Genomic DNA, 16,909 nt, shown 5'->3' with positions numbered 1-16,909 from the left:
TCATCAAATAAAATGAAAATTTTAAAAATTATCACACGTATTGTGCTGGTTTTGGGATTATTGTTTCTAATTGGTTTCTTTTTTACACATGAACAAGAGGAACCAGTCAATCTTGCGACAGATAATTTTCCAGATCCAACAGGTATTTATAAACAAGGAACTTACTATGCTTATGCGACATCGACAGATGGTTTTAATATTCCACTTGCAAAGTCAAAGTCAGGGGGGAATTATCAGATTGTTGGAGAGGCGTTGCCAAATTTACCAGTCTGGGCGCAAGGGAGTATCTGGGCGCCTCACATCAGTCAAGTGAGCAAACGTTATTTACTTTACTTCTCAGTTATTGATAAGAAATCGAAAAAACGTTCTATTGGACTGGCTTTGGCAAATAATCCACAAGGGCCTTTTAAGGCGGACGAAAAGCCCGTAGTAACAGATGATAATGCGGGGGGACTTATTGATCCAGATCTTTTTCAGGATAGCGATGGGCAGAACTATCTTCTCTATAAAAATGATGGGAATGCAATTGGTAAAACAAGTTCCTTATGGCTTCAGAAAATAAGTAAAAATGGTTTGGTGGTTACAGGGAAAGCAGCAAGGCTTTTGACAAATACAGAGGTTAAAAATCCGGATGATAATGGAAAATCAGGAACTGTATTAACGATCGAAGCGCCTTATTTGACCCAAGCACCTGACGGAACTTATGTTTTGTTATTTTCAGCAGGTTCATATGCGACTGCCGATTATTTTACTGGATATGCAATAAGTAAAAAATTATCAGGACCTTATCATTATCAAGGGGCTTTGGCTACAACTGCATTATTGAAAAATCAAATTGTGGGGCCTGGAGGTGCAGAGCTTGTACAAGGAAAAAATGATGTAGAAACTTTACTTTTGCATGGTTGGATTAATGGTGTTAATAAAACAAAAAGCAGTCGTCAACTCTATGAATTGTCATTTTTGTGGGAAGAGGGCCATATTCCAAAAGTAACAAAATAAAAAGTTAATAAGCATCGTGAGACATCAGTGGTTTTCGAAATCATTGAAGAGAAGTGAATGTGTAAAGAGATGATGAATGATTTAGAAAAAGGAAGAAATTAAGGATGAAAAAGCGGGTTGCTATTATTGGTTCAAATTTATCGCGAGAACTGTTCGATAAGAATAAACAAAAAAGTGAAGAGGATTTTGAAATTGTACTTTATCGAAAAAATTTATCTTTTATTTCCTTAATGTCAAAGGCAGTTGAGTATGATTATAGAAAGTTGGATAAAGAATTAAGTCTTGATGATGCTCGGCAAATGTTAGATGAGTTAGACAAAGATAGTTTGAGTGCTTTAATTGCGGTGCAGCCGGATATTTTAATATTAGATTTCTATGGAGACGTTTTTAACGGTGTGATTGAAACTCAAGAAGGAAGCTTTTTAACAAATAGTTTTAAAAAGCTAAAAGGGGCTTATCCTTTATCTGATATTAAAATTAAAAGGCAAATGAGCTCAAATCAATCTGTTCAAGAATTTTTGGCTTATTCTTCTATTTGGTGCCAATCTCTCAATAGATTCATTGAATTTACTCAACGCTTTTTACCAAAAACACTCGTTTTAGTTAATACAATTAATTTTTTAGAAGAAACAAAAAGAAAAAATAATGCCAGCCAAGTTTGGCAAAGATTTAATGAATATGCTCAAAAAATCGGTATTCCAGTCATTAATGATAGCCTCCTAGAACTTTATCAATATGTCTTTGGAAATTTTAAGATTAATCAATTAGAACATTTTTCTCAACCCAAAAATAAAATTGAAAAAACAAAAGAGATTTCAGAAACTTCTTTTAGTTATAATTTAATCAGTAATGCTGATTTCAGTGAAGGAAAAAAATATTGGCAAGATGATTCTGGAGAATACTTTGTTAATAATAGGATTTTAGAGATTAATCGGGAAACAATGGAGGGCTTTACGATTTTGCATAGTTCGCCGGTTCAAATCTCAAATGATGAAAATTCAGTGCATAAATTTGTATTGTCTATGGAAGTTTGGGTCGAAAATCTCTTTGCTCTTCACTTAAACGATGCATTTTTCTACGTTTGGACTTATGATGATAAAGTGACTAGGAATATTAAAGAGAGCAAGATTTACTCTGCCAAACTTGAAAATCTAAGTTCTGGAAAATGGAAACATATTAATATTGAATTAAAATGCAAAGGGAAATATTTGGAATTAGGGCCACATATGGTTGGGGCAGGACATTTTCGTTATCGGAATTTGTCATTATCTTTGAAAAGTTAAATCTTTTCAAAAATTATTATAGACAAAGTTTAAATAAAAAGAGAGATAAACATGGATAAAGAAAAATAGTCTTAGTTGCGGGAACTTTTGATATTTTACATGAGAGTCATGTCAATATGTTACGAAATGCTAAAAATCTGGGCAGTAAGTTGATTGTGATGCTTTCGACAGATGAATTTAATGGCGAAAAGGGCAATAAGTTCTTTCAAGATTATGATACAAGAAAGTACGTTTTAGAATCAATTCGCTATGTGGATTTGGTAGTTCCAGAGCAATTTTGGGATGATAAGAGCCTTTATATTGATATGTTTGATGTTGATGTTTTTGCGATGGGTGATGACTGGAAAGGGAAATTTGATTTTCTAAAAGAAGAATTTCCTAATTTAAAAATTATGTATTTTCCACGTGGTAAAGTTTCTTCTTCAAATATAAAAAAGGAAATTGGAAAACTTTATTCAAAAAAGGAAAGCAGTGATAATACTACCAAATGAATAAGTGGTAAGAGCTAATTAATAGAAAATGAGTTTATGAGCGATTTAAGTCTGATTTTTTCTAAATTTTCTTTTTTAGGAAATCCAACTAAACTAATCAAAATATTTTTGCAACTTGAAAATTTGATAAAAAAACAAAAATCAAATTATCCTAAGCCAGATGTCAGTGATGTGTTATACGTTAAAGTCGAAGATGATATCTATCGATTGCATAAGAAAAAGTTTATTAAAGAAGTGATTTTACCAAATGGAGCAAACGTGATTATTCTTTCAAAATTAGCGCTTGCCAATTCTTTAAAAATTGTAGGTAAACCGGAAGATGGTGATCTTAATCAAATTTTAAAAGCTTTGCGTAAAGAAAAGGATTTGAAAAAGTGTCAAGAAATTATTAATGAAATTTCAGATTCGTTTTTAACAAATTTATCAATTAAAGAGTTGATAAAAATTATTCGAAAACAAATGAGCTAAAATCATTTGAAAGGGGAAAAATGCTAAATTTATTAGTCAAAATGCGATTATTAATACTTAGAAAAATGTTATCTCTTTTCCTTTTGATTTTAGGGAAATTTGTAAAAACAGATGATAAATTGGTTATTTTCGCTTCTTTTAATGGAAAGGCTTATTCAGATAATCCAAGATATCTTTTTGAATATTTAAGAGATCATGAGGAATTTGCTAGTTATCATTTTGTCTGGGCTTTTAAAGTAAAACGGTCCGTTAATAGGGCTAAGGTAGTTAAATTTAACTCATTTAGTTATTATTATTTACTTTCCAAAGCAAAGTATTGGGTATTTAATTCAAAAATGGCTCCTTATTATCATAAAAAGGGGGAGCAGGTTTATTTACAAACTTGGCATGGAACGCCTTTGAAACGTTTGGGACATGATATTTTAGATAATGGTATTACTTATTATCGAAGTCGTTTATCTTATCAGCAGATGCTTAGGAGTTATGACGAAGATAGTCGGCATTGGGATTATTTGATTTCGCCTAATCCTTTTTCAAGTCAAGCTTTTACTAGCGCTTTTAATTTAGATAAAGAGAAACTATTGGAAGTTGGGTATCCGAGGGTTGATTGTTTGGTAAATGTTGATTCTAGTAAATGTATGGAACTAAAACAGCGCTATGGTTTGCCAATTGATAAAAAAGTTGTTCTCTATGCTCCAACTTGGCGTGATGATTCTTTTGGAATAAAAGGATATAGATTTGAATTGGCTGTTGATTTTTATAAGTGGAAGAATCACTTAGGTGATGACACAGTTATTTTGTTTAAACCTCATTATTTGATTTCTAATGTTTATCAGGTTCCGAATGATTTGAGTGATTTTGTGTATCTTATGGCAGCAAGTGCGGATATTAATGATGCTTATTTAATGAGTGATGTTCTAATTACAGATTATTCTAGTGTATTTTTTGATTATGCGAATTTAAACCGTCCAATTTATTTTTATATGTATGACTTTGAACAATATGAGCAAGAATTAAGGGGGTTTTACTTAAAGGTTCCTGACGATCTGCCTAATGATGTGATTAGAACAGAAAAAGAATTGTTGAGAAGACTTAAAGAAGGGGTTTTTGATTATGAACGTTTGAGAACATTTAATCAAGTCTTTAATTCATGGAATGATGGTGATGTTAGTTCTAAGGTTGCTAAGAGGATTTTTTATGAAAACTAAATCAATTATTTTGACAATAATTCTTGGGATTTTTTATCCTTTTGCCTTTATTTCTAGGGTGAAACAAAATCGGATTACTTTTATTTCTTTAGAACATGATAATTTATCAAAAGATTTTAAGTTGATTTATGATCGGTTGAACGAAAAAAATAAATATGAATTGCGGACAGTTTTGTTCAAATTTGAATCATCACTTTGGGGAAATATAAAATATGGTTATGCTTGTATTCGCCAATTATTTTTGATTGAAAGTTCACGTTTAGTCATTATTGATTATAATAATTTTGTTATTTCTAAGTTTCCACACCGTAAGAATGTTAAAGTTTTGCAGTTGTGGCATGCGACAGGCGCTTTGAAAAAATTTGGAAATGATGTGGAGCGAGACTATATCGTTAATCATTATGACTATACGATTGTTAACTCCGACTTCTTAAAACCAATTTTTGCGCGTGCATTTAATGTTATAGAGGATCAGGTTTTTGTTACTGGAATTCCAAATAATGATAAGATTTTCGACCAAAATTTTGTTGACTTGACTTATCAGAGATTGCTAGGAAAATATCCTCTTTTAAAAGGAAAGAAAATTATCACATATGCTCCAACATTTAGAGGACGGATTAGTACGCATTTTAAGGAAGCACTGATTGATTTAGAAAAGATTCATCAGGCAATTGGAAATGATTATATAGTCATTTATAAAAGTCACCCACTTATTCAGCATTCAAATTATGAAAAAAATGAACATGTTTTATATATTCAAGATGAGTTGATTTCCTCACTTTTTTGTGTGACAGATATTTTAGTGACAGATTATTCGGCAATTGCAATTGATTGGATGGTCTTTAATAAACCAATTATTGCTTATAGTCCTGATTTAATGACATATTCACATAAGCCTGGATTTACGATTGATTATGAAAATGAATTTCCAGGGCAAGTCACTAAAAATGAAGATGAGTTAATTAAAGCAATAATAGCTGTTAATGGTGAAACAGAGAGTGATGATTTGAAACGGCAATTATTTACTGATAAAATATATAAATTTAGAGATGGAAAATCAACGGACCGAGTCTTAGATTTGATTGAGTCAATTATAAGAGGTTAAGGAGAATAAAATGGTTAAATCTAGAGTGGCAGAAGATGGAAGGCAAATAAAACGTGGAAACAAAAAGAAGAAGAGAAAAGTTTTAAAAATATTTTTATTTGTACTTTTGTTTTTTATCATAATTTTAGGAGCTGTTGGTGGAAAAGTTTATTTTGATTTGAAAACAGCCGTAACGAAGGCTTATGTGAATCCGCCAACGCAAATGACCTCTATTTCCTTAAAAAAGAAAGAGCCATTTACGACGGCAATTCTTGGAATAAGTAAAATTGATGGGAAAGATGTATTGGTGTCGGCAAATTTGGCAGCAACAAACCCTCGTTTACAACAAACAACCGTTATCAATCTTTCTACAAGTGCCATACTTCCAGACAAACAAACCTTATTAACTCTCTATAATTCTAAGGGAGAAGCTGCGGTTATTAAAGAAATGGAAAAACTACTTCAGGTTAAAATTAATAAATTTGTAGGAATGAATTTCGATCAAATGGGAGAATTAGTTCAAGCGATTGGTGGCGTATCCATTCAAAATGCTAATGAATTTTCGGCACAAGGATTTAAATTTCCTCAAGGGACAGTTGCTTTAAATAAAGCAGAGGAAGTGGCAGCATATTTTACTTTGTTAAATGCTGGAGATACTAAAAAAGCTTTTGCACGTCAGCAAGAAGTAGTGATGGCAGTCGTTAGCAAACTCAAAAGTCCACGTGTTTTAATTAGACATTATGGTCAAATTTTGACGGCATTCCCTAAGGTTTTTAAAACAAGTTTTAACTTTGGAAATGTTAAGGCTTTAGCATTAAATTACCATGGAGCAATAAGGATTAAAAAAATTAATATCCATAGCGATAAAGTGGAGGGACAGTCAGAAGTGACGACAATTTCACAAGCTAATCTTGATTTGGCGAAAATACAATTTCAAGAAAGTTTAAAATAAAAAGAAAAAAATCATTGGACAAACATCTAATGATTTTTTTATGACATCTATTTAGTAGAAAATGCAATTTTTGACAAAAAAATTGTATTTTTTTAACAGCTTTGACTGCCCTTTTTGGAAGAGTTTATGTATAATAGAATTAGTTAGTTTTGCTATTGATATAGCAGCAGAAATGGAGAGATATAATGCCTAAAAAATTTGGTCGTATTCATCTTGTTGTAATGGACTCTGTCGGAATTGGTGCTGCACCAGATGCTGACAAATTCTTTAATCATGACGTTGAAACGCATGAAGCAATTAATGATGTGAACTCAGACACGATTGGTCATATTTCAGAAATTCGTGGGCTTGATGTGCCTAACCTTCAAAAATTGGGTTGGGGAAATATCCCGCGCGAAAGTCCGCTCAAAACGGTTCCAAAAGCTGATAAACCAGCAGCATATGTCACTAAACTAGAAGAAATTTCAAAAGGTAAGGATACAATGACTGGGCACTGGGAAATTATGGGCTTAAATATTCAAACGCCATTCCCAACTTATCCAGAAGGTTATCCAGAGGATTTACTTGAAAAAATTGAAGAATTTTCTGGCCGTAAAATCATTCGTGAAGCAAATAAACCTTATTCTGGAACAGCAGTCATTGAAGATTTTGGTCCTCGTCAATTGGAAACTGGTGAGTTGATTATTTATACTTCAGCAGACCCTGTTTTGCAAATTGCGGCACATGAAGATGTCATTTCTCGTGAAGAACTTTATAAAATTTGTGAATATGTTCGTTCAATTACCCTTGAAGGGTCTGGAATCATGATTGGCCGAATCATCGCTCGCCCTTATGTTGGAGAAGCTGGAAACTTTGAACGAACTGATGGACGTCGTGACTATGCTTTGTCACCATTTGCTGAAACAGTTTTGGAAAAACTTTATAAGGCTGGAATTGATACTTATTCAGTTGGGAAAATTTCAGATATTTTCAACACAGTAGGTGTGAAATATGATATGGGGCATAATCATAACGATATGGACGGGGTTGACCGTCTGCTTAAAGCAATGACAAAAGCTGAGTTTACCGAAGGATTTTCTTTCACAAACTTAGTTGACTTCGATGCTAAATATGGACATCGTCGCGATGTTGAAGGTTACGGAAAAGCAATTGAAGACTTTGACGGTCGTTTGCCAGAAATCATTGATGCAATGAAAGAAGATGATTTGTTGATGATTACTGCTGACCACGGAAATGACCCTTCATACGTAGGAACTGACCATACTCGTGAATATATTCCACTCGTGATTTTCTCTAAATCATTGAAAGACCCTAAAGTTTTACCAGTGGGACATTTTGCTGATATTTCAGCAACTGTTGCCGAAAACTTCTCTGTTAAGAAGGCTCAAACTGGTGAATCATTCTTGGATGCTTTGGTTTAATAGGAAAAAATTTCTGTCAGTAAATTTTACTGACAGAGTTTAGAAAGATTTATTTATGGCTAAGAAAGCATTTTGTCAGTCGTGTGGAATGCCAATTGCTGATGATTCTTATAAGGGAACGCAAGCAAATGGAGAGTTTTCAACAGACTATTGTATCTATTGCTATATGCAAGGACGATTTGTCCAACCAGAACTTACTTTTGCTGAAATGGTTGAAATTGGGCGAAAAGGTTTAGATAATAATTCAATGCCCAAAATGCAAAAATGGCTTTTCAAAAAGCTTTATCCAATGCAACTCAAAGGTTTGAAACGCTGGAAAAATTAAGTTCTTAACTTACTGATGGAAATTCTGTCAGTAAATTTGATAATTATATTAAAAGAAAAGGAAATTAAAAATGCCAACACCACATATCGAAGCTCAAAAAGGCGAAATCGCAGATAAAATTCTCTTACCAGGAGATCCACTTCGCGCAAAATTTATCGCAGAAAACTTCCTTGAAGATGCTGTGCAATTTAACCAAGTTCGCGGAATGCTTGGCTTTACTGGAACTTACAAGGGCCATCGTGTTTCTGTTATGGGAACAGGAATGGGAATTCCTTCAATCTCAATCTATGCTAATGAATTAATTACAGAATACGGTGTAAAAAGATTAATTCGTGTTGGGACTGCTGGTTCTGTAAATGAAGATGTTCATATTCGTGACCTTGTCATTGGGCAAGCAGCTGCGACAACTTCAGCGATTATTCGTAATGATTTCCCTGATTTTGATTTCCCCCAAATTGCTGATTTTGATTTGCTTGATAAAGCATATCATATTGCAAAAGACCTTGGAATTACAACTCACGTTGGAAATATTCTCAGCTCTGATTTGTTCTACGGTGGACCAGATGCAGTTAAAGTTGGAAAACTTGGTGTGAAGGCTGTTGAAATGGAAGCTGCTGGCCTTTATTATCTTGGGGCAAAATATAAAGTTCAAACTTTGGGAATTATGACAATCTCTGACCATATTTTGACTGGAGAATCAACAACTTCTGAAGAGCGTCAATTGACTTTCACAGATATGATGAAAGTTGGTTTGGAAACTTTGATTTCTGAATAATTAGTTAAAGTTCTGTCTTAATGACAGGACTTTTTTATTTATTATCAATAAAAATGCATTTAATCATCTGTGCTTAAAAAATTTTGATATGATGGAATAAACTAGGAAATTAAATTTTCCTTCAAACAAAGGAGAAAAGATGACTTACGAAGATTTTATCAAAGAAGCAGGATTGGCAAGAGAAAATTTTAGGTGGGCTTGGGCATTTTGTAATGAGGTTGATGGTCCAATAACTGAGCCAGAATTGGCTGATAAACTTTTAGATTTAGTATTAGAAGGAAAGAAAAGTGCGACGGCTAGCGCTGTAGCTGAATATGGTGAAGATGAACCATTCCCTTCAGTTGATGGAAAATTTGATATTTTACTAGATGGAAAAGGTCAACCAAGAGCTGCTATTACAACTTCTAAAGTTTATGTGCGAAATTTTTTTGATGTCAGCGCTGAGCATGCTTTTAAAGAAGGAGAAGGGGATCAAAGTTTAGACTACTGGCGGAAAGTGCATAAAGACTTTTGGAGTGACTTAAAAGTATATAGTCCTAATATGGAAGTGCTTTGCGAAGAATTTGAAGTTCTTTACCAAAACTAAAAGTAGTAAATAAAAATTGTTGACTATTTTTTTAGTCATGCTATAATTATTTTAAAATTATGCTTTATGAAAAGAGAAATAAAATGGAAGAAATACTTATTGTGACTACAAATGAAGTGGCTGGTTATCGAATTACTGAAGTATATGGTGAAGTTTTCGGATTAACAACGCGTTCAAGAAATTTATTTTCAAGTGCCGGTCAACAGATGAAAACTGTTGTAGGTGGCGAAATAAATGGTTATACAAAACTTCAACATGAAACCCGTGAAACTTCGATTGATCGTATGAGAGAGGAAGCTAAAGCCAAAGGAGCAAATGCAATTGTTGCGATGCGTTTTGACTCATCGACTTTCCAAAATATTGATTCTGTCGCTGCTTATGGAACAGCTGTTAAAATTGAAAAAATCTAAAGGCTAGCGAAAGCTAGTTTTTTTATTTCCGAACAATTTTTAGTTAAGCCTGCCAAAAGAAATACTATTAAGGGAAAATTCCTTCATTTTTTGTTAGAATAATATTAAAATTAGTATAATTAAACTCAAATATGAGAAGCCTTTAGAGGAGAATTATGAAAACGGATATTGAAATTGCTCAAGCTGCTGACATTCAACCTATTACCAAAATTGCTGAAAAGATTGGACTATCATTTGATGATATCGAACTTTATGGTAAATACAAAGCTAAAATTCCTTTAGAGGTTTTAGATAAATTTGACCAACAGTCTGAAGGAAAACTTGTTTTGGTGACATCAATTAATCCCACACCTGCTGGTGAAGGAAAATCGACAGTTACTGTCGGTTTGGCTGATGCATTTGCAAGACAAGGTGAAAATGTAATGGTGGCCTTGCGTGAACCTTCTTTAGGGCCCGTTATGGGAATTAAGGGTGGAGCTGCTGGTGGTGGTTTTGCACAGGTATTACCAATGGAAGATATTAATCTTCATTTTACAGGGGATATTCATGCGATTACAACTGCCAATAATGCTATTTCGGCATTTCTTGATAATTCGCTTCATCAAGGAAATCCGTTAAATATCGACCCAAGAAGAATCATTTGGAAACGTGTTGTTGATTTGAATGACCGTGCCCTTCGTCATGTCACTGTTGGACTTGGTGGCCCTTTAAATGGTGTGCCCCGTGAAGATGGTTTTGATATTACAGTAGCCAGTGAAATTATGGCGGTTTTATGTTTGGCAACTTCAATCAGCGATTTGAAAGAACGTTTAGGAAAAATTGTTCTGGCTCAGTCTTATGACCGTAAACCTGTAACCCTTGGTGATTTAGGGGTTCAAGGGGCTATTGCGATGCTCCTGAAAGATGCACTGAAACCAAACCTTGTTCAGACAATTGAGGGAACGCCAGCTTTGATTCACGGTGGGCCTTTTGCCAATATTGCACATGGTTGTAATTCTGTTTTGGCAACGAAAACAGCCTTAAAACTATCGGATATTGTCATTACAGAAGCTGGGTTTGGAGCTGACCTTGGTGGTGAGAAATTTTTAGATATCAAAACTCGTCAGCTCGGAAAACAACCTGATGCGGTAGTAATTGTGGCTACACTTCGTGCACTTAAAATGCATGGTGGCCTTGATAAAAAAGAATTGACTAAGGAAAACGTAGAGGCTGTTAAAAAGGGCTTTGCTAATTTAGAACGTCATATTAAAAATATGCAGAGTTACGGTTTGCCAGTAATTGTGGCAATTAATGAGTTTGCATCAGATACTAAATCTGAAATTTCAGCATTAAAAGAGCTGACAGAAGCATTGGGAGTTCCAGTTTCATTGACCCAAGTCTTTGCTAAGGGTGGTGAAGGTGGTTTAGATTTGGCCGAAAAACTGTCAGGAATGTTACAAGAAAAATCTGATTTTAGCTATCTTTATGACCTAAAAGAGCCATTATCAGCTAAAATTGACAAAGTTGTGACAGAAATTTATGGCGGTTCCAAAGTCAATTATTCACCAAAGGCTAAGCGTCAGATGAGAGAAATTGAAGAAAATGGTTGGAATGATTTGCCAGTATGCATGGCTAAAACTCAATATTCATTTTCAGACCAACCAAATCTTTTAGCGGCGCCAGAAGGCTTTGAAGTTACAGTTCGTGAACTACTTCCAAAAATTGGAGCTGGATTTATCGTTGCTCTTTTGGGGGACGTGATGACAATGCCAGGGCTTCCTAAAAATCCAGCAGCTTTAAAAATGGATGTCACTGATGATGGAAAAATCTCAGGATTATTTTAGAAATGAGTTTAAGTGGTTTTGTTACGTAAAGATTAAATGTAAATTTTTTCGGTAACAAATTTACAAAAAATTAAAAGCTTGTAAAACCGCTTGTCAGGCGGTTTTTTTGTGTTATACTTGCTAACAATGTTGAAAAAAATAATTATTTCTGCAGCGCTTCTTACAAGTTTTAGTGCTGCCCTGATTGCGAATCCTGCAAAAGCAGATTCAGTATTTGATGATAATAAGGCACAAAGTTCACTGACAGATTTGGCAGCAGCAACAAATTCACTTGATGTTTTAACAAAAACAATGAATGATACTGTCAGTGCCGTTTCAAAAGTAGAAAAAACACAAAGTGCTGCTAAAGAAGTTCAGACACGAGCTGACAAACTTGTCAGTACAGCCAAAAAATATTTAGGTGTTCCCTATGTTTGGGGTGGAACTACACCAGCTGGCTTTGACTGTTCAGGATTCACAAGTTACGTCTACAGAGAAGTTTTAGGTAAAGAAATTGGTCGTACAACTTGGGACCAAATTGCAAGTGGAAAACAAGTCGGACTTGACCAAGCCAAAATTGGAGATTTGATTATCTTTTATGGTGGAGACCATGTGGGAATTTATCTTGGAAATGGCCAAGTGATTCATGCACCACAACCTGGTGAGTCAGTTAAAATCAGTTCAGTTACTGATATGTCGGCTGATTTTGCATTAGAGTATTAAATATAATAGAAGGAAATAGCATTTATTGCTATTTTTTTGTTATTCTTATAGCTAAATCTGGCTATAAGTTTTTTTTATGGCAAAGGACTTAAGTTCGTGTTAAGATAGGTCTATCAAATTTTTAAAGGGGAACTTTTATGAGAACATCACTAAAGGTCACATTTGCCGCTCTTTCACTTATCGCTGCTGGAACTTTGGTTGCATGCTCATCAGGTTCAAAAGATTCATCAGATAAAGCAACATCTGTTGTGATTGCGACAGATGGGGCAACAAAGCCATTTACTTATTCAGATAGTCAAGGAAATTTAACGGGTTACGATATTGAGGTTGCTCGTGCGGTTTTCAAGAAATTGCCACAGTATAAAGTGAAATTTCAAGTGACAGATTTTTCTGGGATTTCACCAGGGATTGATTCTGGCCGTTACCAAATGGGTGCTAATGATTTTGGTTGGGAAAAAAGTAGAGCTGAAAAATATTATTTCTCATCACCACTTTCAAAATCAAACAATGCAGTTCTTGTGAAATCTGGGACTTATAAAACTTTGGCAGATTTGGCTGGGAAATCGACAATTGGTAATCCAGCATCAAATTATACAAAGTCAATTCAAGATTGGAACAAAGCCAATCCAGATAAAGAAATCAAAATTAGTTACTCAGCAGATTCTACTTCAATTAACACAAGATTCACGCAAGTTGAATCAGGAAAAATTGATTTCATGCTTTATGATAAGATTTCTTTAGAGTCTGCAGTTAAAGAACAAGGTTTTGACAATCTAAAAATTGAAGATATCAGTATGGATACTGGTGATGCTGAACATGACGGTTATGAATATTTCCTCTTTGGCAAAGATTCGCAAGGTAAAAAACTTCAAAAAGATGTGAATGGAGTTTTGGCAAAAATGCAGGCTGATGGTAGTTTGGCGAAAATTTCCAAGAAATATCTTGGTGGGGATTTCGTGCCAAAAGCAGAAATGTTTAAGTAAATTTTACTGACAAGAAATTTAACCTAAAATCGAAGAGCTGTCAGTAAAATATTTGTCTCTTGACCAATCAAAATTTACTGACAGTTCAGTTCGTAAAAAATAGGAGAAAAAAAGACCAAAATTTTGTATAATAGTAGAAGTGATGGTCAGGTAAAAAATCGAACTTATAAGTAAATGTAAAAATATTAAATAATAAGTTCAATAAATCCGAATAAACTCTGTCACTTTTTTACTGACAGAGTTTTCCCTATTAGAAAAATAAAAAATATGAAAAAAAATAAAAAAATAATTCTTGGGATTGTCTTGCTTTTGGCTTTAATTATTTTGCCAGCTCTTCCCTTTCTCTTAATCAAAGGTCAGTATAATTTTCATGACTTTTGGACCATGTTTTTCACAAAGATTTTTAGTTGGTCAGCATTTGTAGATGCCTTTTTACCAATTATAAAAATGATTTTGTCGTCTCTTGAAATGACAATAATTGCCATGGTCTTTGGGTTACTTTTAGGACTCATTCTTGCTTTGGTTCGTATTAATAAAATTCCAATTTTGAATCAATTGCGTGCTTTGTTTGTTAGTTTCATTCGTGGAACCCCTATTTTGGTACAATTATACCTTTCATATACAGGGATTCCATTGATTTTAAAAGCAATCAATATGAATTATGGAACGAATTTTAATGTCAATACAATTCCAGCTATGCTTTTTGTCATTGTTGCTTTCGCACTCAATGAAGGAGCTTATAACTCGGAAACAATTCGTGCTGCAATTCAATCCGTTGATAAAGGACAAATCGAAGCAGCCAAATCACTCGGAATGACAAACTTCCAAGTTTTTATGCGTGTGACTTTACCTGAAGCAGCAACCGTTGCAACGGCTCCTTTAGGAAACGCTCTGATTGGACTTTTGAAATCAACTTCACTTGCCTTCGTTGCAGGTGTGGTAGAAATGACAGCTCGTGCTCAAATTATTGGGGGCTCAACCTTCCGTTTATTTGAAACTTATTTAGCCTTAGCTTTAGTTTACTGGCCAATTTGTATTATTTTTGAACTCTTAATTCGTGGATTAGAGCGTAAATTAGACGTAAGAATGCCAAATGACAAACGTAAAAATCGTGCACAAATTTCATTGAGCAAAAACCCATTTAACCAAGCCTAAGGAGGACGATAATGATTAAAATTACAAATATAAGTAAAACATTTTCGGGTAATCAAGTTCTCAATGACATTAGCTTGGAAATTGAAGAAGGAGATGTTGTTGCCCTTATTGGCGCTTCTGGTGCTGGTAAATCAACCTTTCTCCGGGCTTTAAATGATCTTGAAAGACCAGATAGTGGTCAAATTGAAATTGATGACTTAAAGATTGATTATTCGATAATCACAAAGCAAGAAGTACTTGAACTTCGCAGAAAGACTGGAATGGTTTTTCAACAATTTAATCTTTTTGAACGTCGGACTGCCCTTGAAAATGTAATGGAAGGGTTGATTCAGGTTAAAAAATTATCTAAGGCGCAAGCAAAAGAGATTGCCGAAGCTGAATTAGATAAGGTTGGTCTAACTGACCGGAAAGATTACTATCCAAAATTTTTATCAGGTGGTCAAAAACAAAGGGTTGGAATCGCTCGTGCTTTAGCGATGCAACCAAAACTTTTACTTTTAGATGAACCGACATCTGCCCTTGACCCTGAATTAGTTGGTGAAGTTCAAGAAGTAATTTTAAATGCAGCTCAAAATAAACAAACAATGGTTCTTGTCAGTCATGAAATGGACTTTGTTTATAATGTTGCAACAAAAGTGCTTTTTCTTGAACAAGGGAAAATCATTGAAGCGGGAACTCCTCAAGAAGTTTTCTACTCACCAAAAAATCCTCGTACACGAGAGTTTTTATCACGTCATGTCAAGAATTTAGAGGTTAATAACTAAAATGATGATTTTACAGTTTTATTTAAAAGGTCTATTAATTTCAGCTATCTTTGTTTTATTGGTAGGTGGATTATATGCGTTCACTTACCTTGTGCGAAATACGAAAAAACCGTGGACTGAAAGAAGAAATCGAATTTTTGATTTAATTTTAGTTGGTATTTTAACGACGCCTATCCTGAGTTTTGCTGTTTTAGGAGTACTTGTAATACTAAGAATTCGTGGACTTTGATTTTTATTTATGCTTTAAATAAATCTAATTAATGGAAAAATATCGTTTGACAATGTAAAATGGTGCTATAAGATTTTAGATATTAGAAAAAAGAGTTTTTAGAACTAATAAAAAAGGGCTCAAGTTTGCTGAAATGCTAGCTTGAGTTTATGAATTTAAGGGGAGTTCTTTAGCTCTTAGAAAAGGGATTAAAAATGACAGAAAAGAAATATGATGTTGTCATCATTGGTTCAGGCCCTGCGGGAATGACTGCAGCGATGTATACTGCACGTTCTGAAATGAAAACTTTGCTTTTAGAACGTGGTGTTCCTGGTGGTCAAATGAATAACACAGCTGAGATTGAAAATTATCCTGGCTATGAAACAATCATGGGTCCTGAACTTTCAATGAAAATGGCTGAACCTTTGGAAGGTTTAGGCGTAGAAAATGCTTATGGTTTTGTGACGGCTATTGAAGACCATGGGGATTACAAAAAAATTATCACAGAAGATGATGAGTTTGTCACTAAATCAATTATTATTGCGACAGGAGCTAATCACCGTAAGCTTGAAATTCCCGGTGAGGAAGAATATGGAGCTCGCGGAGTTTCCTACTGTGCCGTTTGTGATGGTGCTTTCTTTAGAAACCAAGAAATTTTAGTTATTGGTGGTGGTGACTCTGCTGTTGAAGAAGCTCTCTACTTGACTCGTTTTGGTCAATCAGTAACAATTATGCATCGTCGTGATAAATTGCGTGCACAAGAAATTATCCAACAAAGAGCTTTCAAAGAAGAAAAAATCAACTTTATTTGGGATTCTGTTCCTATGGAAATTAAAGGGGATTACAAAAAAGTTCAATCCGTTGTTTATAAAAACGTTAAAACGGGTGAAGTAACTGAAAAAGCTTTTGGTGGAATCTTCATTTATGTGGGACTTGACCCAGTTGCTGAATTTGCTGGTAATCTTGGAATTACTGATGAAGCCGGTTGGATTATTACCGATGACCATATGAGAACAAGTCTACCTGGTATTTTTGCCGTAGGTGATGTTCGTCAAAAAGATTTCCGTCAAATCACTACAGCTATTGGTGATGGAGCGCAAGCAGCTCAAGAAGCTTATAAATTTGTAGCTGAACTTGATTAAAATAAAAAAATTACTGACAAAATCGTCAGTAATTTTTTATTAAAGGATTCGGAATGACTTTTAATCGAAAATATGGTAAAATGTAAGTAACGCAATTTTGAAAAAGGAGATTAGGTTTATCGCCTAAGTA

General features: G+C 34.2%; 19 protein-coding genes. All 19 read left to right on the top strand.

All coding sequences use genetic code 11. The features are described from left to right. Positions 1 to 12: 12 nt before the first annotated feature. The 19 genes from PYW37_RS08085 to trxB all read left to right on the top strand — a co-directional run bounded on the left by PYW37_RS08085 (position 13) and on the right by trxB (position 16,779). Positions 13 to 999 (top strand): family 43 glycosylhydrolase, encoded by a 987-nt coding sequence (locus tag PYW37_RS08085; RefSeq protein ID WP_223848631.1) that lies wholly within the window; start codon positions 13 to 15, stop codon positions 997 to 999. Between the two features lie 104 nt (positions 1,000 to 1,103). After that, the gene (locus PYW37_RS08080) at positions 1,104 to 2,282 is read left to right on the top strand and encodes a DUF6270 domain-containing protein (RefSeq protein WP_025016650.1); all 1,179 of its coding nucleotides are present in this window, start codon (positions 1,104 to 1,106) and stop codon (positions 2,280 to 2,282) included. A 116-nt stretch (positions 2,283 to 2,398) separates the two neighbouring features. Next, positions 2,399 to 2,773, top strand: a complete 375-nt coding sequence (tagD, locus tag PYW37_RS08075) for a glycerol-3-phosphate cytidylyltransferase (RefSeq protein ID WP_370664258.1) — start codon at positions 2,399 to 2,401, stop codon at positions 2,771 to 2,773. A 36-nt stretch (positions 2,774 to 2,809) separates the two neighbouring features. Continuing rightward, positions 2,810 to 3,241 carry a hypothetical protein gene (locus tag PYW37_RS08070; protein WP_025016649.1) on the top strand — a complete coding sequence of 144 codons (432 nt, stop codon included), beginning with the start codon at positions 2,810 to 2,812 and terminating at the stop codon, positions 3,239 to 3,241. Positions 3,242 to 3,261: 20 nt separating this feature from the next. Then, positions 3,262 to 4,449 carry a CDP-glycerol glycerophosphotransferase family protein gene (locus PYW37_RS08065; RefSeq protein ID WP_025016648.1) on the top strand — a complete coding sequence of 396 codons (1,188 nt, stop codon included), beginning with the start codon at positions 3,262 to 3,264 and terminating at the stop codon, positions 4,447 to 4,449. Further along, positions 4,439 to 5,554, top strand: coding sequence for a CDP-glycerol glycerophosphotransferase family protein (locus PYW37_RS08060; RefSeq protein ID WP_025016647.1), 1,116 nt, complete (start codon positions 4,439 to 4,441; stop codon positions 5,552 to 5,554). Before PYW37_RS08065 ends, PYW37_RS08060 begins: the two co-directional genes overlap by 11 nt. Positions 5,555 to 5,564: 10 nt before the next feature. Continuing rightward, on the top strand, positions 5,565 to 6,485 hold the full coding sequence (locus PYW37_RS08055; RefSeq protein ID WP_025016646.1) for an LCP family protein: 921 nt from the start codon (positions 5,565 to 5,567) through the stop codon (positions 6,483 to 6,485). A gap of 185 nt (positions 6,486 to 6,670) precedes the next feature. Next, entirely contained in the window at positions 6,671 to 7,906 is a 1,236-nt protein-coding gene (locus PYW37_RS08050) for a phosphopentomutase (protein WP_004255006.1), read from the top strand. Between the two features lie 55 nt (positions 7,907 to 7,961). After that, entirely contained in the window at positions 7,962 to 8,231 is a 270-nt protein-coding gene (locus PYW37_RS08045) for a zinc ribbon domain-containing protein (protein ID WP_012897580.1), read from the top strand. 70 nt (positions 8,232 to 8,301) lie between these two features. Next, complete coding sequence (gene deoD, locus PYW37_RS08040) at positions 8,302 to 9,006, top strand: purine-nucleoside phosphorylase (RefSeq protein WP_004255010.1); 705 nt, start codon at positions 8,302 to 8,304, stop codon at positions 9,004 to 9,006. Between the two features lie 139 nt (positions 9,007 to 9,145). Further along, positions 9,146 to 9,592 (top strand): ASCH domain-containing protein, encoded by a 447-nt coding sequence (locus PYW37_RS08035; RefSeq protein WP_025016645.1) that lies wholly within the window; start codon positions 9,146 to 9,148, stop codon positions 9,590 to 9,592. Between the two features lie 83 nt (positions 9,593 to 9,675). After that, positions 9,676 to 10,002 (top strand): heavy metal-binding domain-containing protein, encoded by a 327-nt coding sequence (locus tag PYW37_RS08030; protein WP_010905638.1) that lies wholly within the window; start codon positions 9,676 to 9,678, stop codon positions 10,000 to 10,002. Between the two features lie 155 nt (positions 10,003 to 10,157). Next, positions 10,158 to 11,825 carry a formate--tetrahydrofolate ligase gene (locus PYW37_RS08025; RefSeq protein WP_025016644.1) on the top strand — a complete coding sequence of 556 codons (1,668 nt, stop codon included), beginning with the start codon at positions 10,158 to 10,160 and terminating at the stop codon, positions 11,823 to 11,825. Between the two features lie 126 nt (positions 11,826 to 11,951). Beyond that, positions 11,952 to 12,527: a C40 family peptidase gene (locus tag PYW37_RS08020; RefSeq protein ID WP_044009640.1), complete on the top strand. Its 576-nt coding sequence runs from the start codon at positions 11,952 to 11,954 to the stop codon at positions 12,525 to 12,527. 137 nt (positions 12,528 to 12,664) lie between these two features. After that, positions 12,665 to 13,510, top strand: a complete 846-nt coding sequence (locus tag PYW37_RS08015; RefSeq protein ID WP_023164024.1) for an amino acid ABC transporter substrate-binding protein — start codon at positions 12,665 to 12,667, stop codon at positions 13,508 to 13,510. A gap of 267 nt (positions 13,511 to 13,777) precedes the next feature. After that, positions 13,778 to 14,665 (top strand): amino acid ABC transporter permease, encoded by an 888-nt coding sequence (locus PYW37_RS08010; RefSeq protein ID WP_025016642.1) that lies wholly within the window; start codon positions 13,778 to 13,780, stop codon positions 14,663 to 14,665. A gap of 11 nt (positions 14,666 to 14,676) precedes the next feature. Next, the gene (locus PYW37_RS08005) at positions 14,677 to 15,429 is read left to right on the top strand and encodes an amino acid ABC transporter ATP-binding protein (RefSeq protein WP_025016641.1); all 753 of its coding nucleotides are present in this window, start codon (positions 14,677 to 14,679) and stop codon (positions 15,427 to 15,429) included. A gap of 1 nt (position 15,430) precedes the next feature. After that, positions 15,431 to 15,658, top strand: coding sequence for a DUF4059 family protein (locus tag PYW37_RS08000; protein ID WP_004255037.1), 228 nt, complete (start codon positions 15,431 to 15,433; stop codon positions 15,656 to 15,658). Between the two features lie 194 nt (positions 15,659 to 15,852). Then, entirely contained in the window at positions 15,853 to 16,779 is a 927-nt protein-coding gene (gene trxB / locus PYW37_RS07995) for a thioredoxin-disulfide reductase (protein WP_025016640.1), read from the top strand. Positions 16,780 to 16,909: the final 130 nt, after the last annotated feature.

This window comes from Lactococcus lactis, from assembly GCF_029023865.1.
GTDB classification, from domain to species: domain Bacteria; phylum Bacillota; class Bacilli; order Lactobacillales; family Streptococcaceae; genus Lactococcus; species Lactococcus lactis.
The sequence above is the reverse complement of the archived record's forward strand: the minus strand, read 5'-3'. Positions and strand labels throughout refer to the sequence as shown.

Coding starts and splice junctions, on each gene's coding strand:
- PYW37_RS08085 (WP_223848631.1), top strand. CDS start 13: ATGAAAATTTTAAAAATTATCACACGTATTGTGCTGGTTTTGGGATTA.
- PYW37_RS08080 (WP_025016650.1), top strand. CDS start 1,104: ATGAAAAAGCGGGTTGCTATTATTGGTTCAAATTTATCGCGAGAACTG.
- tagD (WP_370664258.1), top strand. CDS start 2,399: ATGTTACGAAATGCTAAAAATCTGGGCAGTAAGTTGATTGTGATGCTT.
- PYW37_RS08070 (WP_025016649.1), top strand. CDS start 2,810: ATGAGCGATTTAAGTCTGATTTTTTCTAAATTTTCTTTTTTAGGAAAT.
- PYW37_RS08065 (WP_025016648.1), top strand. CDS start 3,262: ATGCTAAATTTATTAGTCAAAATGCGATTATTAATACTTAGAAAAATG.
- PYW37_RS08060 (WP_025016647.1), top strand. CDS start 4,439: ATGAAAACTAAATCAATTATTTTGACAATAATTCTTGGGATTTTTTAT.
- PYW37_RS08055 (WP_025016646.1), top strand. CDS start 5,565: ATGGTTAAATCTAGAGTGGCAGAAGATGGAAGGCAAATAAAACGTGGA.
- PYW37_RS08050 (WP_004255006.1), top strand. CDS start 6,671: ATGCCTAAAAAATTTGGTCGTATTCATCTTGTTGTAATGGACTCTGTC.
- PYW37_RS08045 (WP_012897580.1), top strand. CDS start 7,962: ATGGCTAAGAAAGCATTTTGTCAGTCGTGTGGAATGCCAATTGCTGAT.
- deoD (WP_004255010.1), top strand. CDS start 8,302: ATGCCAACACCACATATCGAAGCTCAAAAAGGCGAAATCGCAGATAAA.
- PYW37_RS08035 (WP_025016645.1), top strand. CDS start 9,146: ATGACTTACGAAGATTTTATCAAAGAAGCAGGATTGGCAAGAGAAAAT.
- PYW37_RS08030 (WP_010905638.1), top strand. CDS start 9,676: ATGGAAGAAATACTTATTGTGACTACAAATGAAGTGGCTGGTTATCGA.
- PYW37_RS08025 (WP_025016644.1), top strand. CDS start 10,158: ATGAAAACGGATATTGAAATTGCTCAAGCTGCTGACATTCAACCTATT.
- PYW37_RS08020 (WP_044009640.1), top strand. CDS start 11,952: ATGTTGAAAAAAATAATTATTTCTGCAGCGCTTCTTACAAGTTTTAGT.
- PYW37_RS08015 (WP_023164024.1), top strand. CDS start 12,665: ATGAGAACATCACTAAAGGTCACATTTGCCGCTCTTTCACTTATCGCT.
- PYW37_RS08010 (WP_025016642.1), top strand. CDS start 13,778: ATGAAAAAAAATAAAAAAATAATTCTTGGGATTGTCTTGCTTTTGGCT.
- PYW37_RS08005 (WP_025016641.1), top strand. CDS start 14,677: ATGATTAAAATTACAAATATAAGTAAAACATTTTCGGGTAATCAAGTT.
- PYW37_RS08000 (WP_004255037.1), top strand. CDS start 15,431: ATGATGATTTTACAGTTTTATTTAAAAGGTCTATTAATTTCAGCTATC.
- trxB (WP_025016640.1), top strand. CDS start 15,853: ATGACAGAAAAGAAATATGATGTTGTCATCATTGGTTCAGGCCCTGCG.